Raw genomic sequence first — 23,922 nt, 5'->3', positions numbered from 1 at the left:
AAACCTCTCCACATCGGCCGCCCCGCACTTGCGTCGACGCTGTGATCGCCTATTGTCATTTCATGATCGTTTTGGCATCATATGAATCAACTTCACGCAAGGAAGCGGATGTGATCGAGTGAGCACTGCACCAGCCACCACCCCCGAAGGCCTCCGGGTCGCCGTCATCGGCACCGGCCAGCGGGCCTACATCGCCGAACACGTCGCCACGAGCCCCACGTCGGCATCGGTCGTCGCGGCGGTCGACACCACCGAGATCGGTCGGGGTCGGGCGCGGCAGCTGTTCGGCGACGACATCGAAGTGTTCGACTCCCACGAGGCGCTCATCGCGCAGGGCGGTGTCGACGCGGCGATCGTGACGACGCCCGACTGGACCCACAAGGAGATCGCGGTCGACCTGCTGCGCGCCGGCATCGCGGTCTACCTGGAGAAGCCGCTCGCGATCACGCTCGACGACGCCGATGCGGTCCTCCAGGCCGCCTACGAGTCTCAGACGCCGCTCTACGTCGGGCACAACTTCCGCCATGCGGCGGTCGTCCGGCTCATGCACGAGGTCATCGAGCGCGGTGAGATCGGCGCGGTCAAGTCCGTCTGGGTCCGCCACTTCGTCGGCAACGGTGGCGACTACTACTTCAAGGACTGGCACGCCGACCGCTCGCGCGTGAACACCCTGCTCCTGCAGAAGGCGAGCCACGACATCGACGTCGTCCACTTCCTCGCCGGCGCGTACACGCAGCGCGTCGTCGCGATGGGCGACCTCGCGGTCTACGGCGACATCGACGACCACGAGGACCGCAGCGACCAGACCATGGCCGACTGGTTCTCATACGACAACTGGCCGCCCGAGGCGCAGCGCGGCCTGAACCCCGTGGTCGACGTCGAGGACGTCTCGATGATGCTCATGACCCTCGAGCACGAGATCACCGCCAGCTACGAGCAGTGCCACTTCACGCCCGACTACTGGCGGAACTACACCGTCATCGGGACGCACGGCAGGCTCGAGAACATCGGCGACACCGCCGGTGGCACCGTCAAGGTCTGGAACCGTCGTCGCACCTGGAGCACCGAGGGCGACGTCGAGTACCCGATCGCGGGCGTCGAGGAGGGGCACGCCGACGCCGACCTCGACACGATGAACGAGTTCCTCGCCTTCGTCGCCGACGGCACCCCGACCACGCTGTCGCCGGTCGCCGCACGCCAGGCCGTCGCCGCCGGAGCCCTCGCCGCACACTCCCTGCGCAACGGTTCGATCCCGCTCGACGTCCCGCCACTCGACCCCGCACTCGTCGAGTACTTCTCCTCCCTCACCGCCAGCACCGCACCGCACTCCCTCGACGCCGCCGCCCGGTAGCGCACCTCGAAAGGACTCCAGTCATGCCTTCGCCGTTCAAGAACCGCAACACCGCTCCCGGCGGTCGCAACCGCCGCCGGGCCGTCCTCAGTGGCATCGGCCTCCTCGCAGCCGCCGCGCTCACCGCCGGCTGCAGCACCGGTGGCGGGGGCGCCACCGGTGGCGAGTACGCCGCCGCCCCGAAGGACCTCAAGGCCGAGATCACCTACGGCGTCTGGGACCAGGCCCAGGTCGAGGCGATCGACGCCAACATCGAGGCCTTCAACAAGGTCTACCCCGACATCACCGTCAACGTGAACGTCACGCCCTGGGCCTCGTACTGGTCGAAGCTCCAGACGCAGGCCTCGAGCGACACCCTGCCCGACCTCTTCTGGTTGAACGGCCCGAACTTCCAGGTCTACGCGGCGAACGGCAAGATCGAACCGATCACCGGTGCCGTCAAGGCGGGCGACATCGACCCGACGAACTATCCCGAGGCACTGAACGAGCTGTATTCGCTCGACGACACCCAGTACGGCGTGCCGAAGGACTTCGACACGATCGGCGTCTGGGTCAACACGGCCCTCTTCGAGCAGGCCGGCGTCGCGCTGCCCGCCGACGACTGGACCTGGGACGACTTCGACACCGCCGCGCAGGAGATCTCGACGAAGCTGAAGGACCAGGGCGTCTACGGCGCTGCCGGCGGCATGGACGGCCAGACCACCTACTACAACACGATCCTGCAGGCCGGCGGCGAGGTCATCAACGACGACCAGACCGAGTCCGAGTACGACAGCCCCGAGGCCCAGGAGGGGCTCCAGTTCTGGACCGACCTCATCGCGAACGGCTCATCACCCAGCATCCAACAGCTGACTGACACGCCGGCCGACCAGTGGTTCACCTCCGGCAAGCTCGCCATGTACTGGGGTGGCAGCTGGCTGCGTCCGCTCGTCGGCGAGTCCGACGTTGCCGCCACCGCCCAGGCCTTCCCGCTGCCGACCGGCAAGGAGCAGGCGACGGTCATCCACGGTGTCTCCAACGTCGTCGCGTCGGCGAGCAAGAACAAGCAGGCCGCACAGGCGCTGCAGGTGTTCCTGGCGAGCGAGGAGGCCCAGCAGCAGCAGGGCGACCTCGGCGCCGTCATCCCCGCCTTCACCGGCACGCAGCAGTCGTTCGTCGACTCCTACCCGACGATGAACCTGCAGGTCTTCCTCGACGCCCTCGACTACGCGAAGCCGCTGCCGGTGTCTGAGAACACCGCCGCGTGGAACGCGCTCGAGGTCGAGCTCCTGCCCGACGCGTTCAGCGGCGACAAGCCGGTCGCCGACGTGGCGAAGGATCTCGCCGAGCAGATGAACGCCGCGCTGGCCAAGAAGTGACCGGTCAGACCGTGCTGCGCACCCCGTCGGCGCCGCTCTCCTCGCGGAGAGTGGCCCGGCGGGGTGCCGCCCGCGGCGACGGCGCCTGGCCCTGGGTCTTCGTCCTCCCGCTCCTCACCGGCATCGGCGTCTTCTTCATCTGGCCGATGATCCAGACCGCCTACTACTCGTTCACCGAGTGGGGCGTGTTCGGCGGCGCCACCTTCACGGGCATCGAGAACTACGTCCGGTTGTTCGCCGACCCGCGGCTCTACTCCTCCCTCGGCAACACGCTGATCTACACGGCGGTGGTGCTCCTCGGTATCCCGATCGCCGTCTACCTCGCGAGCCTGTTGAACCTCCCGGGGCTCCGGTTCGCGAGCTTCTACCGGGTGCTCTTCTTCCTGCCGTACGTCGCGATGCCGACCGCCGTGGCCATCGTCTGGCGCATCATCTTCAACGGTGACTTCGGCATCCTCAACTACACGCTGTCGCTCGTCGGTGTCGACGGCCCCTACTGGATCAGTACGCCGGGCACCGCGATGTTCGCCGTGGCGATCGTCGGGCTCTGGTCGTCGCTCGGCTTCTCGATGATCATCCTGGCGTCCGGGCTCAAGAACATCGCACCGGAGCTGTACGAGGCGGCGGAGCTCGACGGCGCCACCCGGTGGCGGCAGTTCCGCTCGATCACGGTGCCGCTGCTCACCCCGAGCATCTTCTTCGTCACGATCATCACGGTCATCTCGAGCTTCCAGCTCTTCGACCTGCTGTACGCGATCCTCGGCAGCACCAACCCGGTGCTCCCGAAGAGCATGTCGCTCGTCTACTTCTTCTACGACCAGGGCTTCGTCCAGAACGACAAGGGGTACGCGGCGGCGATCGCGATCGTGATCTTCCTGATCATCGGACTCGTCACGCTCCTCCAGTTCCGGCTCCAGAAACGATGGGTCAACAATGACTGAGCAACTCACGGCAACAGCACCGCTCACCACCCGTGCCGTCACCGTCCCGGGGTCGGGTCGACCGTCCGCCGCATCCGCGCGACGCCGCGACGCCGGTCGGCCCGGCCAGCGACGCGGGTCGCACGTCGTCGCCCACGTCGTGCTCGGCGTCGGCGGCCTCATCATGGCGTTCCCGTTCATCTGGCAGATCATCATGTCGCTGTCGACGAACGCGGAGGTGCAGAGCGTGGTCCCCACGTTCTGGCCGGCCGAACTGCAGTGGCAGAACTACGCCGCGGTGTTCGAGCGCCTCCCGTTCCTCGATCAGCTGCGCACCTCGATCGTCATCACGGTCATCAGGACGCTCGCGCAGATCGTCCTCTGCACGATGGCGGGGTACGCGTTCGCGCGGATGCGGTTCCGGGGGCGCGCGGTCCTGCTCGCCGTGACGCTGTCGATCCTGATGGTGCCGTCGCAGGCGTACCTCATCTCGCAGTACCAGATCGTGCAGGGCTTCGGCTGGCTGAACACCACGCTCGGCATCGTCGCACCCGGCCTCTTCAGCGCGTTCGGCACCTTCCTCATGCGGACGGCGTTCCTGAACCTGCCGATGGAGCTCGAGGAGGCGGCGCGGATCGACGGCGCCGGGCCGTTCCAGATCTTCTGGAAGATCATGCTGCCGCTCGCGCGGCCCAGCATCAGCGTCCTCGCGATCACGACCGTGCTGTGGTCGTGGAACGAACTGCTGTGGCCGCTCGTGGTCTCCACCTACGCCAACTCGATGCCGCTCGCCGCCGGTCTCGCGACGCTCTCGAGCGACAAGACGACGGACTACCCGGTGATGATGGCGGCGTCGATCCTCGCGATGGCACCGGTGCTCATCCTGTTCATCGTGCTCCAGCGCCGGGTGATCGACGGGCTGGCGTTCTCCGGGCTGAAGTAGCACGTCGACAGGTGGTTCCTGAGCTTGTCGAAGGGCAGGCACCGGGTCCCTTTGCTGGTGCCGGTCCCTGAGCTGTTACCGGTCCCTGAGCTGTTACCGGTCCCTGAGCTCCCCTACCGGTCCCTGAGCTCCCTTCCGGTCCCTGAGCTCCCCTTCCGGTCCCTGAGCTTGTCGAAGGGTGGGGTCAGGCGGGGTGGACGAAATTGCTCCGGCGGCGGGCGATGCGCCGGCCCGCGAGCTGGTCGAAGATGGGGCAGTCGGTCGAGGCGAGCGGCGACTCGTGCTGGGTCGGTGCTCCGGACAGGCGGGTCTGCTCCGGAGCCGACGCCGCCGCCTGCGCATCGAACCCGTGGGTGAGCGTCGTGAAGATCGGGGACGCGGAGCGCGGCTGGCGCGCGGACGAGCTGGGCACGGGGTCCTCTCGGGAGTCGACGGCGAGGGCTGTGCGATGCACGGTGAGTGCTTCGCGTCAGCGGTACTCATATTCTAGAACATGAATGCCGGGTGTCGGTCGCTACTCGTCAACGAGCCAGCGTCACCCGACGTCGTATCGCGCCAGCGCATCCGCGTCCTGGGCGATCCGCGACGCGCGGCGGGCGGCGTCGAGCGCCTCGACCGGGTCATCGACCGCTGCCGCCTCCGCGAGCGCGAGCTGCCGTTGCGCCTCGGCGAGCCGCGTCCTCGCGTCGGCACCCACCCTGCCTCGGTGTGCGGAGATGACGTCGACGGCGACACGGATGTTGCTGTCCGCGGTGAACAGGGCCCCGCGCATTGCCTCGCGAGCGTTGTCGAGGCGCTGCTGCGCGCTCCGGGCGGTCGCGAGGGCGGCGTCGAGGTCGATGTCGGCTGCGCGAACCGCCTCCAGGCGTCGCACCGGGTCGGGCAGGACGCGGTCGCCGTCCGTGGACGTGGTCGACTCCGCCTCGAGGAGCGCGCGGTTCGCCCGTTCCACGGCAGTGGCGATGACGGCGGCCGTCTCCGCGCGGTCGATCGTCGCGCCCAGGGCGTCCGCTTCCGCGATCACCGTGCGGAGCTCCCGCCCCGCTGCGGCGAGTTCGGTCTCCGCCGCAGTGATGCCCGCGAGCGAACGTTCGACGGCGTCCAGCCGGTCCTCCGCCTGTTGCAGCTCGCGCCCCAGGGCGTGCAGCGCCGCGGCGGCCGGCTGGGCGGTGTCGATCCGATCCTTCGTCCTCGCCGCATCCTCCGTCGCCCGGTCGACCGTGTCCTGCGCGGCCCGGCGGAGCACTCGGGCGTCCTCGACGGCGCTCGCCGCATAGCGATCGGCGGCTGAGGCGATCGCGAGGCCGGTGGTGGTGAGTCGCTCGCGGGCGCGGTCGATGCGCCGTCGGAGCTGGTCGAAGAGGTCGGGGGCCGAACGCTCCGCTCCCCGCCGTTCGTCGAAGCCGCGCAGTCGGGCGCTCAGGGTGCGCTCGACGTCCTCGCAGACGCTGATGATCCGCTCGTTCCAGGTGCGGCGCTGCGCCTCCGTGTCGGCGATCTCGTCCTCGAGCGATTGGCGGAGCCGGAACGCCTCTCCGAGCGCCGAGCGCGCCGAGGCGACATCGGCCGCATATCCTCGGGCGGCTTCACGTCCGAACTCCGCCTCGGCGAATCCGACCTCGTCCTCGGCCTCGCGGACCGCGTCGTCGGTTCGGACGAGGGCGATGCCCGCGCGGCGATGGAGGTCGTCGATGGAGGCGACGGGCGTCTTCGGATTGCGCCGACGCAGCAGGGTGACGAGCAACCAGACGATGATGCCGACGCCCCCGAACACGATGAGCGAGGGGAGCCACCACAGGTCGTCCATGGGCTCCAGTCTACGAACGCGGAACGGGGATCGGCTGGGGAGGACGTGGCGTGGGATATCGGTCGTCGACGGTGTTCCGACGCCTGTCGAGCTTCCTCGGGATCGCGCTCGGCGCGTCGGTCCGCGGGGCTACCCTGAACCCATGACCCGCCAGCAGCGCCTCGTGCTCACGATCGCGATCCTCTCCTCGTTCGTCGCGTTCCTGGACGGCTCGGTCGTGAACGTCGCACTCCCCGCGATGACGAAGGAACTCGGCGGCGGCCTCATCGTGCAGCAGTGGGTGGTCGACGCCTACCTGATCACCCTGGGCTCGCTCATCCTGCTCGCAGGGTCGCTCTCCGACGCGTTCGGGCGCATCCGCATCCTCCGCATCGGGCTCATCGGCTTCGGCGTCACCTCGATCCTGTGCGCCCTTGCGCCGACCGCCGAGGTCCTCATCATCGCCCGACTGCTTCAGGGTGGCGCGGCTGCGCTGCTCGTCCCGAGTTCGCTCGCGATCATCATCTCGACGTTCAGTGGCGTCGCGCAGGGCAAGGCGATCGGCACCTGGACGGCGTGGACGGGAGCTGCGGGCATCACCGGTCCGCTGCTCGGCGGTGTGCTCGTCGACACGCTGTCCTGGCGTCTCATCTTCGCGATCAACATCATCCCGATCCTGGTGACGCTCTGGCTCATGATGCGCACCGATCGCGTGCCCGAGCCCGAACATCGCCCGCGTATCGACGTCGTCGGCGCCGTGCTCGGTGCCGTCGGGCTGGGCGGTCCCGTCTTCGCGCTCATCGAGCAGGAGCGCTACAGCTGGTCGAGCCCGATGCTGCTCGTGCCGCTCATCGGCGGTGTCGTGTCCTTCGTCGCATTCCTCTGGTGGGAGCACCGCCACCCCGATCCGATGCTGCCGCTGTCGCTCTTCCGGGTGCGGAACTTCGGCTACGGCAACATCGCGACGGTCTTCATCTACGGCGCCCTCTCGCTCGGCTTCTTCGCCATCGCGGTGTTCATCCAGCAGACCGCGGGCTTCAGCGCGACCCTGGCCGGCATCGCGACCCTGCCGCCGACGCTCGTCATGCTCGCGTTGTCGTCGTGGTTCGGCAAGCTGGCCGGCACACACGGACCACGGCTGTTCATGACGATCGGGCCGATCGTCGCCGGAGTCGGCTTCCTCCTGATGATGGGTGCTCAGCAGGATCTCAACTACTGGCTGCAGCTGTTCCCGGGCATCCTGCTCGTCGGGCTCGGCCTCGCGATCACGGTCGCGCCGCTCACTGCGGGCATCCTCGGGTCGATCGACCCGGCCCATGCGGGCATCGGGTCGGCGGTCAACAACGCCGTGTCGCGTGTGGCGGGTCTCGTGTCGATCGCCTTGGTCGGCATCATCGCCGGTGGTGCACTCGGCGTCGACGGATTCCCGCGGGTGGTCCTGGCCACCGCCGTGTTCATGTTCGTGGGTGGCGTGGTGTCGTTCGTCGGCATCCGGAATCCGCGGGCCGCGACCGCGTCGGAGGCGACGACCTCGTCGCCGGCCTGACGACCCCGCCGGGCGGCGAGCCCTCGGCCGGTGCGGTTCAGCGCGGGTCGTCGCCTGTGACGACGGGCGCGGTGGTCGCCGCACCGATCACCGCGTGGAGCATCTCGCGGAGCTGCGTGAGGTGTTCGGCATCCATCCGGAGCTCGTTCATGACCCGGTGCGGGATGGCCTCCGCCTGGGCGCGGAGCTCGCGGCCGGCGGTGGTGAGCGAGACGTCGAGCACGCGTTCGTCGAGTCGACTGCGGTCGCGTCGGACGAGTCCGGCGGTCTCGAGGCGCTTGAGGAGTGGGGACAACGTCGCCGGTTCGAGCTGCAGTGCGCCGCCGAGGTCCTTGACCGAGCGCGGGCTGTGCTGCCAGAGCGCGAGCATCACGAGGTACTGCGGATGGGTGAGACCGAGCGGTTCGAGGATCGGTCGGTAGAGCGAGATGACGCTGCGCGACGCGACGGCGAGCGCGAAGCAGACCTGGTTCTCGAGCTGGAGCAGGTCGTCGGCCGTGGCGACGGTGGTGGATTCGTTGGCGGTCACGGTCCCATCGTACCCAAATGATTAGTACACTCATCAATATGAGCGAGAAACGATCCTTCCGGGAGTCCGTGCGCGAGGCCGGTGGTCTGTACGGCTGGGTGAACGGCCGCATGTGGAAGGTGCTCGGCCCGCCGCCCCTCGGTCCCTACAACGAGGAGCCGTTGCCACCGGCCGCGCAGTCGGGGTGCCCGATCTGCGGCCACGCCATGTCGGAGCACATCGTCGACCGCACGACCGGTCCGCGCACGCAGCTGCACTGCCCGAAGGAGCCCGCCGCCTGAGGGTGATCTCCATCCCGGGTGGCAGGACGTCATCCTCCGGGTGCATGCGGCGTTCCGCCACGGCTGCTGAACTGGTGATATGTCTCTGGTGAACATCTCCTCCACGCCGCCGGTCCAGTCCACCGCCGCCTCCTCCTCGCGTCGCTGGCGCCTCATCGACGCCCTCCGCGGGTTCGCGCTCGTCGGGATCCTCTTCGTCAACGTCCCCGACATCACCCGCCTCGGCAGCGACATCCCGTTCGACCAGCGTCAGCGCACCGTGATGGACACGATCCTCGAGTTCGCGGTGCAGACGCGGTTCGTCCCCATCTTCGCCTTCCTCTTCGGATTGAGCGCGATGCTCGTGATCCAGGGCGCTCGTCGGCGCGGCGCTGGAGCGCTCGTCCCGATGCTGCTGCGTCTCGGAGCGCTCCTCCTGATCGGGATCGCCCACGGGTTCCTCTACCCGGGGGAGATCCTCCGTGAGTACGCGATCTGCGGGCTGCTGGTCCTGCCACTGCTGCTCCTGCTCCCGCGATGGGCGATCCTCTGGGGCGGCGTCGTGCTCACCGTCGCCGCGTATGCGGTCACCGGTGGCGGCCTCACCACCCTGCCCGGATTGTTTCTCGCCGGTGCGGGAGCTGCGGCATACAGCCTGCCCAGGCGGCTCGACGCCGGAGGACGGCCCCTGTGGATCACCTTCCTCGTGGCGACAGCCCTCGCGGTCCCGGCCATCGTCTGGCAGACCACCGAGCCCGGCGACCCGCGGTTCACCACCGCCGGCGGGATCGCGGGCGGGATCCTCGCTGTCGTCTACGTGACCGGGTTCGCGCTGCTCTGGCAGACGCCCGTCCGTCGGGTGCTCGCGGCGGTCTTCGAACCCCTCGGACGCATGGCCCTCACCAACTACCTCGCTGCGAGCGTCGTGTTCGCCGTCGCCGGGTCGATCGTCACTTTCCGGGAACTCGACGACCTGGCCGCGGTGAGCGTCGGAGCGCTCGTGCTCATCGCGGCGCAGTCGGTGCTCAGCCGCCTCTGGCTGCGGCACTTCCGCTACGGACCGGTCGAGTGGGTGTGGCGGATGGCCACCTGGCGTCGCGCCGTCCCGCTGCGGGGTGCTGCGCTGCCGGCCGCCTGAGCGCTGAGTCGCCCGAGACTGCGCGGTTTCTCCTCGGATTCGTGCGGTTCCGGGCGACTCAGCGGGGCGGGAGTGCGGCGGCGGCGACCGCGACCGTGTCCGCTGGTTCGCGTCCGAGCAGGGCGCGGAGATCGTCGCTCGTCCCGTCGAGGAATCCGTGCCGGACGCCGGTGAAGATCGACATGAGCATGGCAGGCTGGAACGGCTTGAGCGGTGCCTCGGCCAGCGCCATCCGCTGCTCGGCGAGGGAGAGGGTGCGAAGCGGGACGGCCAAGTGATCCGCCACCTGCGCGGCCGTGATCGGTTCGCCAACCAGGTCGTAGTTGTGACCGACATGGTCCGACGGAGCCATCGCGACGGCGGCCGCGGCCTCGGCGAGGTCGGCTCGTGCGACGGCGGCGAGCGCCCCGTCGCCGAACGCCGAACCGAGCGAGTCGCCCGACCGCGCCAGGAGCGACCCGAACAGTTCGGCGTACAGGCCGTTCCGCAGGACCGTCCAGGACAGGCTGCTGTGCTGCAGCCGACGCTCGGTCCACCGGTGCGCGAGCGCGAACGCGAGGTGGTCTCCGGCCGAGGTGAGGCTCGTGTACACCACGTGCTGCACCCCGTCCCGCTCGGCAGCGGCGATCGCCGTCTCGTGTCGGGCGATCACGACGTCGTCCTCGGCCTCACCCGCCGACACGAGGACGAGCGTGTCGACCCCGACGAAGGAGACGGTGTCGGGGTCGTCGAAGTCGATCCGTTGCGCGCCGCCCTGTCCGCTGCGGTTGCTCGCGAGCGGTGCAGCCCCACGGGTGGTGAGCGCATCGAGGATCGCGCTGCCGAGTTGGCCGGTGGTTCCGGTGACGAGGATCATTTCAGGGCCTTTCGGTGTTCGGATTGATGACTCGGACGAGTCTGCGTCCCCTGTTCCGGCCCCACAAGAAGGCACTTCCATGTCACTCACGCACACCGCGGTAGCCGCCGACCTCGAACCCTGCGGCAAGGAGGACCACCCGGACTGCGGCATCCGGGACGTCCTCGACCGCATCGGCGACACCTGGTCGGTCCTCGTCGTCGTCGAACTCGCGTCGGGCGACCGTCGGTTCCGCGAGCTCCAGCGGGCGATCGACGGGATATCCCAACGCATGCTGACGCTGACCCTCCGCCGGCTCGAACGCGACGGCCTCGTCGACCGGACCGTGTACCCGACGGTGCCCGCGCAGGTGTCCTACGCCCTCACCTCGTCCGGTGCGGGGCTGTCCCACCTGATCAAGACGCTCGCCGACTGGTCGCTCGAGCAGCGGCCGGCGATCGCGGCGTCCCGTTCGGCGTACGACGCCGCCCACCCGGGGCACCGCATCCGGTGATCGCGGTCGCGCCCCGCATCGAGCGTGCTCGTTCTGCTCCCTGGAACGCCCTGCAAGGGCAGAACGGGCACGCTCGCTGGGCTGTCGCGTGACGCCCGCGCGGAGTAGCGTCGGCGCATGGAGCATCCGATCGTGCACGATCCCGACGATCCGTTCGTCGAACGCGTCAGGCGGATCTGCCTCGCCTATCCGGAGGCCGTCGAGACGTTCGGCCACGGACGCCCGCGGTTCAAGGCGGGCAAGCGAGTGTTCGTGACCGTCGGGTCGGAGATGCGCATCCCGCACAGCATCACGTTCACGCCGGCCGAGGAGGAACGCGGCGCCTGGCTTGAGGACGAGCGGTTCTGGTCGCCGAAGTACGACGGCCCGTCGGGCAAGCTTGCGTTCGACGCCGGCCTCGACGGCAACGACGGCCGCACGCTCGACGACGTCGACTGGGCGCTCATCGCTGAGTTGATCGACACCTCGTACCGGCAGGTCGCCCTGCAGCGGCAGTTACGCGCGCTCGACGCGCGCTGACCGGAGACCTACCCGGCCGCGGCGGCATCCCGACGGGGTCGTGTCAGACTGACGAGCGGGGGAGCGTCATCGAGACGCATCGGAAGTGGGGAGCCATGAGCGACGGGGAGTCGGCCGGGACATCGCCTGAGCGCGATGACGCCGAGGCGAGCGAGGTCGGAGCCGTCGTCGCGACCTCGACCGTGGCGACCTCGCCGGACCCCAAGGATCCGCAGCACCCTGCCCCCCGGTCGCCCCGGGTCGCGTTCCTGATCGCATATCTCACCCGATCCCTCGACCTCGCCGTCTCGGCCGTCCTGATCGTCGCCGTCGGGGGCGTCGTCACCACGCTCTTCAACATCGTCGGTACCGCCATGCGCGTCGATCAGTCGACCGGGTCGTACGGCCCGGACGCGCCGATCGTGCTCGGCGGGCCATCGGCGGCGGAGCTCTGGTACCAGATGCTCGGTTCGCTCGGCGGATGGATCCTCGTCGCCGTGGGCGTCATGCTCGTGATCGTCCAACCGATGATGGAGGTCATCCGTCGGATGACCCCCTCGCGTGGGCTCGCCTACCTGGGTGGCCTCGCGGCGGTCGTGGTCGCCGGGATCGGCTTCGGTGTCCTCGTGATCTTCGGGCTACCACCACTGGGGCTGATCGCCAGTGGGCTGGTGAGCAATCTCGGAGCAGGTCTCATGTACCTCGTCTTCGGACTCATCGCCTACGGCATCCCCGTGCTGATCGTCGCCGCGCTCATCATGCTCCTCTCGTTCATCATCGGCCGGAGACGGGTGCGGGTCGTCACTGCGGTGCTCGCCGGACTCGTTCTCGTCGCCGTGATCGTGACGTCGACCGGCGCGTTCCGTCCGCCGCCCGCGCAGGACGTGGCCGCGGCGCAACGCTCAGAAGCCGTTGACGGGTTCACCCGCGCGCTTGCCGACATCGACGGGATCGCCGACATCGAGGTCGTCGGTCACGGTGCGACGGTGACGATGTCGCTCGATGCGGGCGTCGGCCAGGTGCTCGGCGCTGCCGATGCGGCGAAACGTGCCGGGGAGGAGCTCGAGGGCATCGCGATCGTCGTCATCCAGCGCGAGTCGGATCCGACGTCGCCGGCCCAGCAACAGGACCCACCGCGAGGCCCGTGGCGCGTGCAGCTCGTGCCGAGCGATCAGAGCATCGACGAGATCGCCGACGAACTGCAGCGACTGATGGTGACGGAGCGGCTGCAGGTGTAGATCGCCGTCACGGAGGGGGCGCCGCTCATCACGGTCTTCTCCATGGAAGCCCTACCAGCCGCGGTTCGCGAGCTTCGTGTGCTGTATCCGGGCGGCGCGCACTATCGCGTGCCGGAGCGGTTCTCCATGACGGACGACCCGGCCGAGCTGAGCGTGCCGATGGTCGACGCCATCCTCGCCGTCGTGGAGGCCTACCCCGATGTCGAGATCGAGGTGACGACGCAACCGAAGCTCTGGATCACCGACGTGACGCCTGAGCAGGGTGCCGCGATCGTCGCCATCCTGCAGGACCCGGCGCTCGCCGGAACGAGCCCGTCCGGATATCCGGTCGACTACTCGATCAACACCTCCGGAACCGACCAGGATGTCGAGGGCACCTTCGGCTGAGCCCCTGCCGGTAGCGTGAGGGGATGACCGCCGCTCAGCCCTCCCGCCTCCAGTTCGGTGCCTTCGTGATGAACACGGGCTCCCACATGCAGCACGGCCTCTGGCGCCACCCGGACGCGAAGCAGCACACCTTCGACGACGTGAACCTCTGGGTCGACCTCGCGAAGACGCTCGAGCGGGGTCGGTTCGACACGATCTTCTTCGCGGACGTCGTCGGGGTTTACGGCGGTGCCGGGGCGTCCTTCGACGTGAACGCGCGCGAGGGCATGCAACTGCCCAGCAACGACCCGTCGATGCTGCTGTCGGCACTCGCGATCAGCACCGAGCACCTCGGCCTCGCGTTCACCTCGTCGATCCTGCAGGAGCACCCGTTCACCTTCGCCCGGAAGATCTCGACGATCGACCACGCGTCCGGTGGGCGGGTCGGCTGGAACATCGTCACGAGCTTCCTCGAGAACGCGGCGCGCAACTACGGGCTCGACCGCCTCGTCGAGCACGACGAGCGGTACGCGTGGGCCGAGGAGTACGTGGCGGTCGTCGGCAAGCTCTGGGAGGGGTCGTGGGACGACGGCGCACTCCTCGCCGACAAGGCCAGCGGCGTCTTCGCCGATCCCACCAAGGTGCACCGCATCGACCACGTCGGCGAACGGTACCGCGTGGAGGGCCCGCACCTGTCGTCGCCGTCGCCGCAGCGATCGCCGCTCCTGTTCCAGGCCGGGTCGTCCGGTGCGGGGAAGGCGTTCGCCGCGAACTACGCCGAGGTGCAGTTCATGATGGCGCCGAGCATCGAGGCGGCACGGGCGTCCGCAGAGTCGACGCGCGCGCTCGTCGCCGAGACCGGCCGCGATCCGCGTGACGTCAAGTTCTGGCAGGCCATGTCGTTCATCGTCGGCAGCACCGAGGAGGAGGCGAAGCGCATCGAGGCCGAATACGACGAACTCCTGTCGGCCGACGCGTTCCTCGCGCACTCGAACCTCGGCACCGACCAGGCGACCGGCAAGCCGATCGACCCGGACACGCCGCTCAAGAACGTCGAGACCCAGGGCGGGCACAGCATGCTGGAGGCGCTCAAGGCTCTCTCACCTGACCGCGAACCGACCGTGCGCGACCTCGCGAAGCTCACCGCGAAGCTGCGCGGCCGCGTCGTCGGGACCCCGGAGCAGATCGCCGACCACCTGGCCGAGTGGCGCGCGGCGGGGATCGACGGGATCAACGTCGCCAACTGGATGATCCCGCACTCCTACGAGGTCTTCGTCGACGAGGTCATGCCGGTGCTGCAGGAGCGCGGTCTCGCCCAGCGCGAGTACGCGCCGGGCACGCTCCGCGAGAAACTCTTCGGTGCGGAGCCCACCCTCCCGGAGACGCACCCGCTGCGCGCCTACCGCGGCGCCTTCGCCGGCCGCTGACCGCGGCAGGTCGGGGCTCCGACTCAGGGACCGGGCCGTGGGCTCAGGGACGTGGGTCTCGTGCCGAGGGCGTTCCGAAGTCCCGTCAGTCGTAGCCGAGCACGACGATCGCAGCGGTCTCGGTGCCGAACGGCTCCGGCGGGTACGGGTCCACGGACACGGGCTCCGGCATCAGACGAGCGCCGCGGTGCGGTCGCCCACCGAGCGAGCCTGCGCGAAGGCGTCGAGCAGCCGGTGGGTGTCTGCGAGCTGTTCGTTCCAGATCACCCGCGGGATGTCGATCCGCGACTCGGGCTCCTGCAACGACGCCAGGTAGCCCTGGACGTTCGCATACCCGTCCGACGCTTCCTCGTGCAGCGCGATCATCCGGATCGCGAGCTTCGTCTGCACGCCGTAGACCGGGATCTGCGGCCCTCGAGGGGCCGCGAGCCCGATGTAGTAGAGCTTCTCCAGGCCCTCCGGGACGACCCCGGCACCCAGGCGGAGCGGAGCGCCATGCCGCCGGTGGACGTGCGACTCCCCGAGGAACGGGAGCGACGCGTGGAACCCCGTGGCCCAGAGGATCGTGCCGTACTCGCGAGCGCTGCCGTCGGTGAAGTGCACCGTCGCACCGTCGAACCGTTCGATACCCGGAACGACGGAGACCCGGCCGTGGTGCAGCCAATACAGCAGGAGGTCGTTCACCACCGTCCGACCCTCCGCGAGCGTGCGGAACTTCGGCTCGGGCATGCCCGGGTAGTCCTTCCACTCGCCGATCGACACCCGTGCGAGCAGCCGTGCGAGGAGGTCCTGCTCGTCCGCGGAGAACTGCGCCATCCACGGGACCTCCTGACGGGGGACGCCGAAGTAGGTCTTCGGCTGGAAGTACACCCCCTCGCGGATCACGATGTCGGCGTCGATCCGGTGCTGCGCCGCGTCGACCGCGAGGTCGCAACCGGAGTTGCCCGCGCCGACGACGAGGACACGATCACCGTCGATGTCGGACGTGTTCCGGTACGAGCCCGAGTGCAGCTGCTTCCCGGAGAAGGTGCCCGGGAACGTCGGCACCTTCTGATCCCACAGGTGGCCGTTGGCGACGAGGACGCCGTCGTAGTCGATGCGCTCGCCGGAGTCGAGGGTGACGGTCCACCCGGCCGAGCCCACGGGTCCATCGGTCGCGATCGGGACGACCGATCGCACGGCCGTGCCGAAGCGGATGATCTCGTAGTGCCCGTGGTGACGTGCGTACGACTCGAGGTAGGCGCGCACCTGGTCGCGTCGCGGGAAGTGGGGATAGTGGGCCGGCATCGGGAAGTCCTCGAAACCGGTCATGTCGCGGGAGGTGATGAGGTGCAGGGCCTCGTAGTCGGTGTGCCAGTGGCCGCCGACGCGGTCGGTCTGCTCGAAGCAGTCGACCTCGTGGCCGGCCTCGCGCAGCTGCTGTAGGGCGGAGATGCCGGCGGCTCCGGCGCCGATCACGCAGTAACGGGTCATGGGGGTGTTCCTTTCGATCATGCTGAGGCAGGGGGAGGGGCCGGGTGCAGCCGTGAGGTCACACGTGCCCGCGGGAGAGCCGCTTCTCGACGACCATGGAGAGCCAGGTCGAGGGGACCGCGATGACGACGTAGATGGCGCCCGTGATCGCGTACACGCTCAGGTATTGGAAGGTCACGGTGCTCACCTGGTACGCCTGGCTCATGAGCTCGTTCACCGAGATCGAGTAGGCGAGCGAGGTGCCTTGGAACGACTGGATCGCCAGGCCCATGAGACCGGGGATGGACGACCGCAGCCCTTGCGGCAGGACGATGCGCGTGAAGCCGACGAAGCGGGGGAGACCGAGGGCGCTCGCCGCTTCGCGCTGGGCCATCGGGACCGACTGGATGCCCCCGCGGATCATCTCCGAGGAGTACGCGGCCACCGTGAAGGTGAGACCGATGGCCGCCGCGGTGAAGTTGGCGAACAGCACGCCGATCGACGGGAGGCCGTAGTAGACGATGTAGAGCACGACGAGTGCGGGGATCCCACGGCCGATCTCGACGATCACCAGGGTCGGCCAGCGCAGCCATCCTCGCGTCGAGGAGACGCCGAGGGCGAAGACCAGTCCGACGAGGTACCCGCATACCACGGAGATGACGGTGAGCTGCAGGCTGACGAGGAGCCCGGCGCCGAGCTGAGGGAGGTACTGGGAGAGGTCCATCATCGGCTCCTGGTCAGGCGCGAGTCGAGGCGTCGGGCGACGACCGCCAGCGGGATGCTGACGACGACGTAGACGCCGGCCGCGAGGAAGAAGGGGGTGAGACCGGCCGTGGTGGGGTTCTGCCTCGCGAAGGTCGTCGCCGCGAACACCATCTCGGTGACCCCGATGGTCGAGGCGATCGACGAGTCCTTGAGGAGCGCGAGGAGGAACGTCGTGATCGACGGCAGCGAGGTGCGGAGTGCCTGTGGGGAGAGGACCCGTCGGAACGTGACCCCGCGCGACAGACCGAGTGCCTGCGCCGCTTCCGACTGTCCGCGCGGAACGGTGCTGAAGCCGCCGCGATAGATCTCGGCGAGGTAGGCGCTCGCGATGACCCCGAGACCGACGATCGCCGCGCTCAGCGAGTCGAGTCGGAGTCCGCCGATCGAGACGCCGAAGTAGAGCAGGAACAACCAGACGATCGTCGGTACGCCGCGGATGATGTCGACCACGAGTCGGGTGACGGCTCGCACGGGTTTCAGCGGTGACCGCAGCCCGAGCATGAGCGGGATGCCGCCGACGAGTCCGATGCCGAACGCCGCGCCCGTGACGAGGATCGTCATGGGCAGTCCCAGCAGCACCGCGAAGAGCGCTTCCACGTCAGCGCTCCAGAACGGCGTTGAGGAATCGCTTCGTGCGCTCCTCCTGCGGGTCGGTGAGGATGCGGGTGGGGTCCCCCTCTTCGATGATGTGGCCGTCCGCCATGACCACGAGGTGGTCCGAGACGTCACGCGCGAACTGCATCTCGTGGGTGACGACGATCATCGTCATGCCGGTCTCGGCCAGCTCGCGCATGACGGCGAGTACCTCGACACCGACCTCGGGGTCGAGGGCGCTCGTCGGCTCGTCGAAGAGGATCGCCCTCGGGTTGAGGGCGAGCGCACGGACGATCGCGATGCGCTGCTGCTGGCCACCCGAGCACTTGCTCGGGTGCTGCAGCGCCTTGTCCTTCAGCCCGACCCGATCGAGGAGGACGAGCGCGCGCTCCTCCGCCTCCTCCTTGCTCCGACCGAGGACCTGCTCCTGCGGGAAGGCGATGTTGCGCAGTACGTTCATGTGCGGGAACAGGTTGAACGACTGGAACACCATCCCGACCTGACGTCGCAGGCCCAGCAGGTCGCGGTCGGACACCTTGCGGCCCGCGGTGATCGTCTGCGTGCCGACCGTGATGGTGCCCTGATCGGGCAGCTCCAAGAGGTTGACGCACCGCAGCAGGGTGCTCTTGCCCGAACCGGACGGGCCGATGAGCGCCGTGACACTACCGGGCTTCACCGTCATCGAGATGTCGTCGAGCACGAGGTTGTCACCGAAACTCTTGGACAGGTTCGAGATCGTGACGCCGGCCATCGCGAGTTCGTTCGACTGCGTGATGAGTGGTTGCTTCATGAGGGTTCCTCACCTCTCGCGGGGCCGGCCGGTGTCGGCCGACCCCGGATGAGTGGATGGTCGGGGGGGGTCAGGCTTCGATCACCGGATGGATGCGGCGGCCTGGTCGGCCGGGACCAGCAGGTCGGCGGGCAGGTCGTACTCGGCGAGGAGGTCGGCGAGTGTGCCGTCCTCGCGGTAGCCGTCGATCAGCTCGCTGAACGCGTCGGACAGCTTCTGGTTGTCCTTGGACACCGGGAAGGCGATCTTCGGCATGTCGGTCGTGATCGCGATCCGCGAGTCCTCGGCCGCCGGCTCGACCTTCCAGTCGGTGCCCTTGAACGCCTCGACGGCGACCGCGTAGCCGTCGAGCATGGCCTGGATGCGGCCGCTCTCGAGGTCCTGCTTCATCTCGACGGTCCCGGGGTAGAGCGTCAGCTTGTCGCCGAGGAGCTTCGTCATGTCGTCCTGCCAGGAGAAGCCGGTTCCGGTGCCGACGGTGCCGATCTCTGTGAGCTCCTCGATGGTGGTCGCGCCGTCCTTGGAGACGATCCCCATGGTGTCGAAGAACGTGGGGGTGGTGAAGCCGACCTGTTCGGCGCGCGCCTCGGTCACGTACCAACCGCCCGTCGCGATGTCGGTGCGCTTCTGCTCGCTGATCATCGGGATGCCGTTCGCATAGGTGATCGGCACGTACGCGACGTCGAGGCACTCCGCCGCGGCGAGCTTCTCGATCACGCCGATCTCGAGGCCGGACGCGGACGAGCCCTCGGTCTTCGTGTAGGGCGGGTTCTCGGGGACACCGACGGTGAGCGTCCCCTCGGTGAAGGTGGTGAGGTCGTCGTGTTCGGGTGAGCAGTCCGCTGCGACGGCGCTCGGGGAGGCGGACGTCGACGAGCAGCCGACGAGGGCGATGGCTGCGACGCCGAAGACTGCGGCGACGCGGATGCTGCGGGCGCGGGTGCTGCTGGTGGATGAGCTGGAGCGAATCATGGTGATGAGTGCTTTCTCTTCGGGAGGTGGGGGTGGTGCGCGAACCGGTGGTGCGGGGGAGCGAGCTGGTCGGTGGTCGGAGGTGTCAGCGCATGACGTCGCCGCCGGAGAGCACGATGGTCTCCCCGGTGATGAAGGCCGAGTGCATCCCGGTGGACAGCAACCACACCCACTCCGCGATCTCTGCGGGCTGCGCGACGCGGCCGAGCGGGATCGAGGCGCTCGCGGCCTCCATCCGACCCGTCGCGGCGTTGCCCGGGGTGGCGACCCAGCCGGGTGCGATGCCGTTGACGCGGATCCCGGCCGGCGCGAGCTCGAGCGCGAGTGACTTGGTGAGCATCACGACCGCCGCCTTCGACGCCCCGTAGAGCAGCTGGCCGGGTGAGACCGTGAACGCGTCGACCGAGGCGAAGTTGACGATCGAACTCCCGGCGCCGAGGCGAGGGCGGACGGCGGCGATGACGTTCAAGACACCGAGGACGTTGATGTCGAACACCCGGTGGAAGGTCGCCTCGTCGTAGTCGTCGAGCGTGCTCGGCGGGTAGACCCCGGCGATGTTGGCGACCAGGTCGACGGACGTGCCCGTGGGGAGGACGGCGTCGATCGCCTCGGTCAGCGATTCCCGGGAGCGGACGTCGGCGATCACCGGGAGGAGCGTGCCGACGGCGTCAGCGGGCGCTTCGGCGGCGGTGAGGTCGACACCGATCACGGTCCAGCCGGCGGCGAGGAACCGTTCGACGGTGCTGCGACCCATGCCGCTCGCAGCGCCCGTGATGACGGCGGTTCCGGTGGTGTGCTCGGGCATCTGGCATGTCCTGTCAGGTGGGGCGGCGGAGGTTCGTGCCGCGGTGCGTGGTGTGTGCACTCAGTGAATCGCCTCGCCTGACCCAGGGCAATCCTGAGTCTCTTGTGTTAGACATAGGCAAAACCTTGGGAAGGACGTTCACGAATGGGACTGCCGACGCTGCGCCAACTCGAGTACTTCGTCGCCGCTGCGCGCTGCGGCACCTTCGCCGCAGCGGCCGCGGAGCACCACATCGCCCAGCCGAGCCTGTCGGAGCAGATCCAGGCACTCGAGCGTTCGCTCGAGCTGACACTCTTCACCAGGTCGTCCCGGAGGCTCTTCCTGACCGATGCCGGCAAGCAGCTGTTGCCCCTCGCCGAACGCGCGATCGGCGGGGTGGTCGAGCTCGCGGAGATGAGTCGGCGCGTGCGATCGGTCGACGAGGGGACCGTGTCGTTCGGCACGTTCAACAGCGCTCACCTGTATCTCCTGACCGAGCTGATCAGGGAATTCCACGCGGAGCATCCGGCCGTCCAGATCCGCGTGACGGGATTGAACTCCTCCGAAGTCGCTGATGCCGTCCGCGACGGCGAGATCGAAGCGGGTCTCGTCCAGCTCCCCATCGACGACCGTGAGTTGACCCTCACGCCGACCGTCTTCGTCGACCAGGCCGTCTACGTCTCGCGGCATCGCGAGAACACGCTCACGCCGATCGACATCGAGACCCTCGCGACCCGGTCGCTCATCCTCTCAGAGGCGCGTTGGTCACAGGACGACCCGCTCCGCGTGTCGATGCTGGAGCGCGCACAGCGGGCGGGGGTGGTCCTCGATCCGATCGTGGAGGTGGAGTTCCAGACGCACGCGCTGGAACTCGCCGCGCAGGGCGTCGGTGACTCCCTCGTGTCCTTCCACGTCGGGAGGTCGATGATCGCGCGTCGGGGCCTGCACTGGGCACCGCTGGATCCGCCGGTCGAGGAGCACTATGCCTTCGTCACGCGCAGGAATGCGGCGATCTCCCCGGCGACCGACGCCTTCATGCGGATGGCGCAGGTGATCCTCACGCGCATCCACGCGACCACTCCGCGCGAACTCGTGCTGTGAGCAGCGGGCACCTCGGCTCTCGTGCCGCGGCGGGCTACTCCGGCTTGGCCGTGCCGACGGCCCAGACGAAGGGCGGCGGCGTACCGTTGATCGACCAGTCGCCGACGATGCGCGTCTTGTAGATCACGGGGTTGTGCGACGCGACCGTGCGGGCGTTGCGCCAGTGGCGATCGAGCGCGCTCGTGCGGCTGACGGCCGAGGCGCCGAGCGTGTTGAAGAGCAACGTCGCCGACTTCGGCACCAGTTCAGATAGCACCACCTGCGCCTGGGCGGAACGGATCTCGGCCTGGATGTTCGCCTGCAGGTCGTCCGCGGAATCGCGGTCGGCGGCGGTCTCCGATGCCCGCTCGATCGCCGCGGCGACCCCGAGGACGGTCTGCTTCGCGACGAACGCGATCGACGAGATCTCGCCGACGACCGCCTGGATCTGCCCGTCGTCCTTCACGAGCGGCGCGAGACCGTGCGTGTAGACGCGGGTACGGGCGCGGATCTGCTCCCCGGCATCGCGCTCGATCGCCGCCGCGATCCCCGCGTGCACGGCGATGAGCACGTGCTGGTAGAGCGCGGTCTGGTAGCGGAACCGATCGGTGAAGGGGTGCAGTTGGTCAGCGTCGACGACGGCGTCTTCGAAGACGATCGTCCCCGTGCCGGTGAGCTGCTGTCCGAAGCCGTCCCAGTCGTCGGCGATCGTCACGCCCAGCTGGTTCGTGCGCACGAGCACGGTGACCTCGGCGTCGGGCTGTCCGTCGACGACCAGGCGCGCGGTGGCGTCCGTCCAGTCGGCGTAGATGCTGCCGGTCGTGTAGAACTTGCGACCGTTCACGACGTAGCGGCCGTCGCGCTCGGTGACGACCGTTCCGGAGACACCGAGTGCGCCGGAGCCGACCTCGCTCCAGGCATTGCCGACGATCTCACCGGCGACGAACCGCTCGAGCCAGGCGGTCCGTCGGTCGCTGGGGGCCGCGACCAGCTGATCCTCGACGAGGGCGATGTGGCCGCGGAAGATCTGCGGGAGGTTCGAGTCCGCCGCCGCGAGCTCGATGAGGAGCTCGGTGAACTCCGGGAAGGTGAGTCCCGAACCGCCGAACTCGGCGGGGACCCGGAGCGCACCGAAGCCGGCGGCGGCGAGCTTCCGCACCTCATCGCGCGGGAGCCGGTGCTCGAGTTCGCGCTCCACGACGCCGGCCTGGATCTCGGCGAACAGCGGCAGGAGCAGCTCGCGGGCGGCCGCGAAGCCGACCGGGCGGGCGGTGGTGGAGGGTGCGGAGGTCATCTGGTTCCGTTCCGGAGGCGGCGGTGGGCTGGTCGGGCGGTGGGCCCTTCGACAGGCTCAGGGACCGGTGGAGGTGCTCAGGGACCGGTGGAGGTGCTCGGCGACTGGGTTGAGCCGCTTGGGTTCGGTCCCTGGGCCTGTCGAAGGGTGGGAGTGGCGCGAAGGCCTAGGTGTAGAGCGAGATCGGCTGCAGCTCGCCGTTCAGGTGGTTCGCGCCGACCTCGAGCTTCTTGTAGTCGACCGGGTCGTGGAGGGAGTGCGTGCGCACGTTCCGCCAGAACAGGTCGAGCCCCACCGACGCCTTCGCGGAGCTTGAACCGGTGACCTCGAAGATGCGGTTCGCGACCTCGATGCCGAGCTCCGTGGAGACGACCTTGAGCTTCGCGATCTCGATGGCGATGGCGCCACGGTCCTCCGCTGTCACGTCAGCTCCCCGCTCGATGATGCGGTCGAAGCGGGCGTTCGTGCGATCGGCGAGTGCCTCGACGGCGGCGATCGACGACACGAACTCCCCGATGACGCGCTGGACGAACGGGTCGTCGCGGTAGGTCTCGGCGTGGCTGAGGAACCAGGCGTTCTTCCGTGCACGGACGAGCTCCGTGCCCTGCGCGAGCGCACCTTCCGCGATGCCCAGGTAGAGGTTGCCGAACGCGAGCTGGATGCCGGGCGTCACGAGTGAGGAGAACGGTTCGTCACCGACGGTGCCGAGGATGTCCGCCTGCTCGACGAGGACGTCCTCGAACCGCACGGAACCCGATGCGGAGAGCCGCTGGCCGAGCGCGTCCCAGTCGCCGAGGTAGGCGATGCCCGCGCGGTCGTGGTCGAGGACGAACTGGAAGATCGTGCCGTCGTGGTCGCCACCGCGGACGACCGCGTTGACGAGGATGACGTCGCCGGCCGAGGCGCCCGTCGAGAACCGCTTGAGGCCGTTGAGGCGGAATGCGTCGCCGTCCTGGGTGAGCGAGAGGTCGGGGTCCGTCGGGTTCACGGAGTCGCCCCAGATCCACCGGCCCTCCACGGTCTTGCGGTGCCACTCGGCCTGCGTGGCCGGGTCGGCGGTGAAGCCGATGTTGCCGGCGTTGATGTAGTGGTAGGCGAGCAGCTGGCCGATGGAGGCGTCCACGCGCGACAGGATGCGGACGACCCGGAAGGCGCTCTCCCAGTGCCCGCCGCCGCCACCGAACTCGGCGGGGTCGAGCAGGTTGACGAGTCCCGACTCGCGGAGGAGGTCGAGCTCGGTGGTGGGGTCGAGGTTGGCGCGGTCGCGTTCGAGGACGTCGACGGCGAGCTGGGTGGCGACCTCGGTGGCGACGGCGTCCCAGTGCGCGAGCTCGGCGTCGTCGGCGGTGCCGGACCAGTGGGTGCGCCCTTCGACAGGCTCAGGGACCGTTGCGGACTCGGGGACCGGCTGCCCGCTCACTGAGCCCTGCCCGGTCACTGAGCCTGTCCCGGTCACTGAGCCTGTCGAAGTGCTCGGATACC

Annotated in this window: 25 protein-coding genes; 13 read left to right on the top strand and 12 right to left on the bottom strand. The window is 68.9% G+C overall.

The window, feature by feature from the left end:
- Positions 1–118 precede the first annotated feature (118 nt).
- From QRN19_RS09850 to QRN19_RS09835, 4 genes are read left to right on the top strand one after another with little or no spacing between them, the layout of a single operon-like run.
- The gene (locus QRN19_RS09850) at positions 119–1,351 is read left to right on the top strand and encodes a Gfo/Idh/MocA family protein (protein WP_285026646.1); all 1,233 of its coding nucleotides are present in this window, start codon (positions 119–121) and stop codon (positions 1,349–1,351) included.
- A 23-nt stretch (positions 1,352–1,374) separates the two neighbouring features.
- Complete coding sequence (locus tag QRN19_RS09845; RefSeq protein ID WP_285026645.1) at positions 1,375–2,709, top strand: ABC transporter substrate-binding protein; 1,335 nt, start codon at positions 1,375–1,377, stop codon at positions 2,707–2,709.
- Positions 2,706–3,650, top strand: coding sequence for a carbohydrate ABC transporter permease (locus tag QRN19_RS09840; RefSeq protein ID WP_285026643.1), 945 nt, complete (start codon positions 2,706–2,708; stop codon positions 3,648–3,650). The genes QRN19_RS09845 and QRN19_RS09840 overlap by 4 nt, the downstream gene beginning before the upstream one ends.
- Positions 3,643–4,572 (top strand): carbohydrate ABC transporter permease, encoded by a 930-nt coding sequence (locus QRN19_RS09835; RefSeq protein WP_285026642.1) that lies wholly within the window; start codon positions 3,643–3,645, stop codon positions 4,570–4,572. Before QRN19_RS09840 ends, QRN19_RS09835 begins: the two co-directional genes overlap by 8 nt.
- Before the next feature lie 184 nt (positions 4,573–4,756).
- On the opposite strand, the gene QRN19_RS09830 is transcribed toward QRN19_RS09835, so the two are convergent.
- Both QRN19_RS09830 and QRN19_RS09825 read right to left on the bottom strand, forming a co-directional pair.
- The gene (locus tag QRN19_RS09830; RefSeq protein ID WP_285026641.1) at positions 4,757–5,026 is read right to left on the bottom strand and encodes a hypothetical protein; all 270 of its coding nucleotides are present in this window, start codon (positions 5,024–5,026) and stop codon (positions 4,757–4,759) included.
- Between the two features lie 81 nt (positions 5,027–5,107).
- A complete protein-coding gene (locus QRN19_RS09825; RefSeq protein WP_285026639.1) occupies positions 5,108–6,379 on the bottom strand; it encodes a coiled-coil domain-containing protein in 1,272 nt (423 codons plus the stop codon).
- Between the two features lie 142 nt (positions 6,380–6,521).
- Here QRN19_RS09825 and QRN19_RS09820 point away from each other — a divergent pair, with 142 nt between their 5' ends.
- Positions 6,522–7,904: an MFS transporter gene (locus tag QRN19_RS09820; protein WP_285026638.1), complete on the top strand. Its 1,383-nt coding sequence runs from the start codon at positions 6,522–6,524 to the stop codon at positions 7,902–7,904.
- A 37-nt stretch (positions 7,905–7,941) separates the two neighbouring features.
- Here the strand turns inward: QRN19_RS09820 and QRN19_RS09815 are convergent, their stop codons facing one another.
- Positions 7,942–8,433, bottom strand: a complete 492-nt coding sequence (locus QRN19_RS09815; protein ID WP_285026636.1) for a MarR family winged helix-turn-helix transcriptional regulator — start codon at positions 8,431–8,433, stop codon at positions 7,942–7,944.
- A gap of 38 nt (positions 8,434–8,471) precedes the next feature.
- Between QRN19_RS09815 and QRN19_RS09810 the strand changes: the two genes are divergently transcribed.
- Both QRN19_RS09810 and QRN19_RS09805 read left to right on the top strand, forming a co-directional pair.
- Complete coding sequence (locus QRN19_RS09810) at positions 8,472–8,714, top strand: hypothetical protein (RefSeq protein WP_086475317.1); 243 nt, start codon at positions 8,472–8,474, stop codon at positions 8,712–8,714.
- A 79-nt stretch (positions 8,715–8,793) separates the two neighbouring features.
- Positions 8,794–9,831: a DUF418 domain-containing protein gene (locus QRN19_RS09805; RefSeq protein ID WP_285026633.1), complete on the top strand. Its 1,038-nt coding sequence runs from the start codon at positions 8,794–8,796 to the stop codon at positions 9,829–9,831.
- A 58-nt stretch (positions 9,832–9,889) separates the two neighbouring features.
- On the opposite strand, the gene QRN19_RS09800 is transcribed toward QRN19_RS09805, so the two are convergent.
- Complete coding sequence (locus QRN19_RS09800; protein ID WP_285026632.1) at positions 9,890–10,687, bottom strand: NAD(P)H-binding protein; 798 nt, start codon at positions 10,685–10,687, stop codon at positions 9,890–9,892.
- A gap of 79 nt (positions 10,688–10,766) precedes the next feature.
- On the opposite strand from QRN19_RS09800, the gene QRN19_RS09795 reads away from it, so the two are divergent.
- The 5 genes from QRN19_RS09795 to QRN19_RS09775 all read left to right on the top strand — a co-directional run bounded on the left by QRN19_RS09795 (position 10,767) and on the right by QRN19_RS09775 (position 14,709).
- Positions 10,767–11,180 (top strand): winged helix-turn-helix transcriptional regulator, encoded by a 414-nt coding sequence (locus tag QRN19_RS09795; protein ID WP_285026631.1) that lies wholly within the window; start codon positions 10,767–10,769, stop codon positions 11,178–11,180.
- Positions 11,181–11,297: 117 nt separating this feature from the next.
- Positions 11,298–11,699: an MmcQ/YjbR family DNA-binding protein gene (locus QRN19_RS09790; protein WP_285026629.1), complete on the top strand. Its 402-nt coding sequence runs from the start codon at positions 11,298–11,300 to the stop codon at positions 11,697–11,699.
- A gap of 95 nt (positions 11,700–11,794) precedes the next feature.
- Positions 11,795–12,916, top strand: a complete 1,122-nt coding sequence (locus QRN19_RS09785) for a hypothetical protein (RefSeq protein ID WP_285026628.1) — start codon at positions 11,795–11,797, stop codon at positions 12,914–12,916.
- A gap of 42 nt (positions 12,917–12,958) precedes the next feature.
- Complete coding sequence (locus QRN19_RS09780) at positions 12,959–13,303, top strand: hypothetical protein (protein WP_285026627.1); 345 nt, start codon at positions 12,959–12,961, stop codon at positions 13,301–13,303.
- 23 nt (positions 13,304–13,326) lie between these two features.
- A complete protein-coding gene (locus QRN19_RS09775) occupies positions 13,327–14,709 on the top strand; it encodes an LLM class flavin-dependent oxidoreductase (protein WP_285026626.1) in 1,383 nt (460 codons plus the stop codon).
- 171 nt (positions 14,710–14,880) lie between these two features.
- Here QRN19_RS09775 and QRN19_RS09770 read toward each other — a convergent pair whose 3' ends face one another.
- From QRN19_RS09770 to QRN19_RS09745, 6 genes are all read right to left on the bottom strand, one after another.
- A complete protein-coding gene (locus tag QRN19_RS09770; protein WP_285026625.1) occupies positions 14,881–16,182 on the bottom strand; it encodes a flavin-containing monooxygenase in 1,302 nt (433 codons plus the stop codon).
- 58 nt (positions 16,183–16,240) lie between these two features.
- On the bottom strand, positions 16,241–16,885 hold the full coding sequence (locus tag QRN19_RS09765) for an amino acid ABC transporter permease (RefSeq protein WP_285026624.1): 645 nt from the start codon (positions 16,883–16,885) through the stop codon (positions 16,241–16,243).
- A complete protein-coding gene (locus QRN19_RS09760) occupies positions 16,885–17,523 on the bottom strand; it encodes an amino acid ABC transporter permease (RefSeq protein WP_285026623.1) in 639 nt (212 codons plus the stop codon). Before QRN19_RS09760 ends, QRN19_RS09765 begins: the two co-directional genes overlap by 1 nt.
- 1 nt (position 17,524) lies before the next feature.
- A complete protein-coding gene (locus QRN19_RS09755; RefSeq protein ID WP_285026622.1) occupies positions 17,525–18,310 on the bottom strand; it encodes an amino acid ABC transporter ATP-binding protein in 786 nt (261 codons plus the stop codon).
- Positions 18,311–18,391: 81 nt separating this feature from the next.
- Positions 18,392–19,282: a substrate-binding periplasmic protein gene (locus QRN19_RS09750; protein WP_285026620.1), complete on the bottom strand. Its 891-nt coding sequence runs from the start codon at positions 19,280–19,282 to the stop codon at positions 18,392–18,394.
- A gap of 85 nt (positions 19,283–19,367) precedes the next feature.
- Positions 19,368–20,087, bottom strand: a complete 720-nt coding sequence (locus QRN19_RS09745) for an SDR family NAD(P)-dependent oxidoreductase (protein WP_285026618.1) — start codon at positions 20,085–20,087, stop codon at positions 19,368–19,370.
- 144 nt (positions 20,088–20,231) lie between these two features.
- Here QRN19_RS09745 and QRN19_RS09740 point away from each other — a divergent pair, with 144 nt between their 5' ends.
- Positions 20,232–21,167 carry a LysR family transcriptional regulator gene (locus tag QRN19_RS09740; protein ID WP_285026617.1) on the top strand — a complete coding sequence of 312 codons (936 nt, stop codon included), beginning with the start codon at positions 20,232–20,234 and terminating at the stop codon, positions 21,165–21,167.
- 34 nt (positions 21,168–21,201) lie between these two features.
- Here QRN19_RS09740 and QRN19_RS09735 read toward each other — a convergent pair whose 3' ends face one another.
- Together QRN19_RS09735 and QRN19_RS09730 are read right to left on the bottom strand one after the other, a co-directional pair.
- Positions 21,202–22,440 carry an acyl-CoA dehydrogenase family protein gene (locus QRN19_RS09735; protein ID WP_285026616.1) on the bottom strand — a complete coding sequence of 413 codons (1,239 nt, stop codon included), beginning with the start codon at positions 22,438–22,440 and terminating at the stop codon, positions 21,202–21,204.
- Positions 22,441–22,606: 166 nt separating this feature from the next.
- Positions 22,607–23,860: an acyl-CoA dehydrogenase family protein gene (locus tag QRN19_RS09730; protein ID WP_285026615.1), complete on the bottom strand. Its 1,254-nt coding sequence runs from the start codon at positions 23,858–23,860 to the stop codon at positions 22,607–22,609.
- Positions 23,861–23,922: the final 62 nt, after the last annotated feature.

This window comes from Plantibacter sp. ME-Dv--P-122b (assembly GCF_030209375.1).
Taxonomy (GTDB): domain Bacteria; phylum Actinomycetota; class Actinomycetes; order Actinomycetales; family Microbacteriaceae; genus Plantibacter.
The sequence above is the reverse complement of the archived record's forward strand: the minus strand, read 5'-3'. Positions and strand labels throughout refer to the sequence as shown.

What these genes read in the sequence shown, in the direction of transcription:
- QRN19_RS09845 (WP_285026645.1), top strand. Translation starts at nt 1,375, where the DNA reads ATGCCTTCGCCGTTCAAGAACCGCAACACCGCTCCCGGCGGTCGCAAC.
- QRN19_RS09835 (WP_285026642.1), top strand. Translation starts at nt 3,643, where the DNA reads ATGACTGAGCAACTCACGGCAACAGCACCGCTCACCACCCGTGCCGTC.
- QRN19_RS09825 (WP_285026639.1), bottom strand. Translation starts at nt 6,379, where the DNA reads ATGGACGACCTGTGGTGGCTCCCCTCGCTCATCGTGTTCGGGGGCGTC.
- QRN19_RS09820 (WP_285026638.1), top strand. Translation starts at nt 6,522, where the DNA reads ATGACCCGCCAGCAGCGCCTCGTGCTCACGATCGCGATCCTCTCCTCG.
- QRN19_RS09810 (WP_086475317.1), top strand. Translation starts at nt 8,472, where the DNA reads ATGAGCGAGAAACGATCCTTCCGGGAGTCCGTGCGCGAGGCCGGTGGT.
- QRN19_RS09805 (WP_285026633.1), top strand. Translation starts at nt 8,794, where the DNA reads ATGTCTCTGGTGAACATCTCCTCCACGCCGCCGGTCCAGTCCACCGCC.
- QRN19_RS09800 (WP_285026632.1), bottom strand. Translation starts at nt 10,687, where the DNA reads ATGATCCTCGTCACCGGAACCACCGGCCAACTCGGCAGCGCGATCCTC.
- QRN19_RS09795 (WP_285026631.1), top strand. Translation starts at nt 10,767, where the DNA reads ATGTCACTCACGCACACCGCGGTAGCCGCCGACCTCGAACCCTGCGGC.
- QRN19_RS09790 (WP_285026629.1), top strand. Translation starts at nt 11,298, where the DNA reads ATGGAGCATCCGATCGTGCACGATCCCGACGATCCGTTCGTCGAACGC.
- QRN19_RS09785 (WP_285026628.1), top strand. Translation starts at nt 11,795, where the DNA reads ATGAGCGACGGGGAGTCGGCCGGGACATCGCCTGAGCGCGATGACGCC.
- QRN19_RS09780 (WP_285026627.1), top strand. Translation starts at nt 12,959, where the DNA reads ATGGAAGCCCTACCAGCCGCGGTTCGCGAGCTTCGTGTGCTGTATCCG.
- QRN19_RS09775 (WP_285026626.1), top strand. Translation starts at nt 13,327, where the DNA reads ATGACCGCCGCTCAGCCCTCCCGCCTCCAGTTCGGTGCCTTCGTGATG.
- QRN19_RS09770 (WP_285026625.1), bottom strand. Translation starts at nt 16,182, where the DNA reads ATGACCCGTTACTGCGTGATCGGCGCCGGAGCCGCCGGCATCTCCGCC.
- QRN19_RS09765 (WP_285026624.1), bottom strand. Translation starts at nt 16,885, where the DNA reads ATGGACCTCTCCCAGTACCTCCCTCAGCTCGGCGCCGGGCTCCTCGTC.
- QRN19_RS09755 (WP_285026622.1), bottom strand. Translation starts at nt 18,310, where the DNA reads ATGAAGCAACCACTCATCACGCAGTCGAACGAACTCGCGATGGCCGGC.
- QRN19_RS09750 (WP_285026620.1), bottom strand. Translation starts at nt 19,282, where the DNA reads ATGATTCGCTCCAGCTCATCCACCAGCAGCACCCGCGCCCGCAGCATC.
- QRN19_RS09745 (WP_285026618.1), bottom strand. Translation starts at nt 20,087, where the DNA reads ATGCCCGAGCACACCACCGGAACCGCCGTCATCACGGGCGCTGCGAGC.
- QRN19_RS09740 (WP_285026617.1), top strand. Translation starts at nt 20,232, where the DNA reads ATGGGACTGCCGACGCTGCGCCAACTCGAGTACTTCGTCGCCGCTGCG.
- QRN19_RS09735 (WP_285026616.1), bottom strand. Translation starts at nt 22,440, where the DNA reads ATGACCTCCGCACCCTCCACCACCGCCCGCCCGGTCGGCTTCGCGGCC.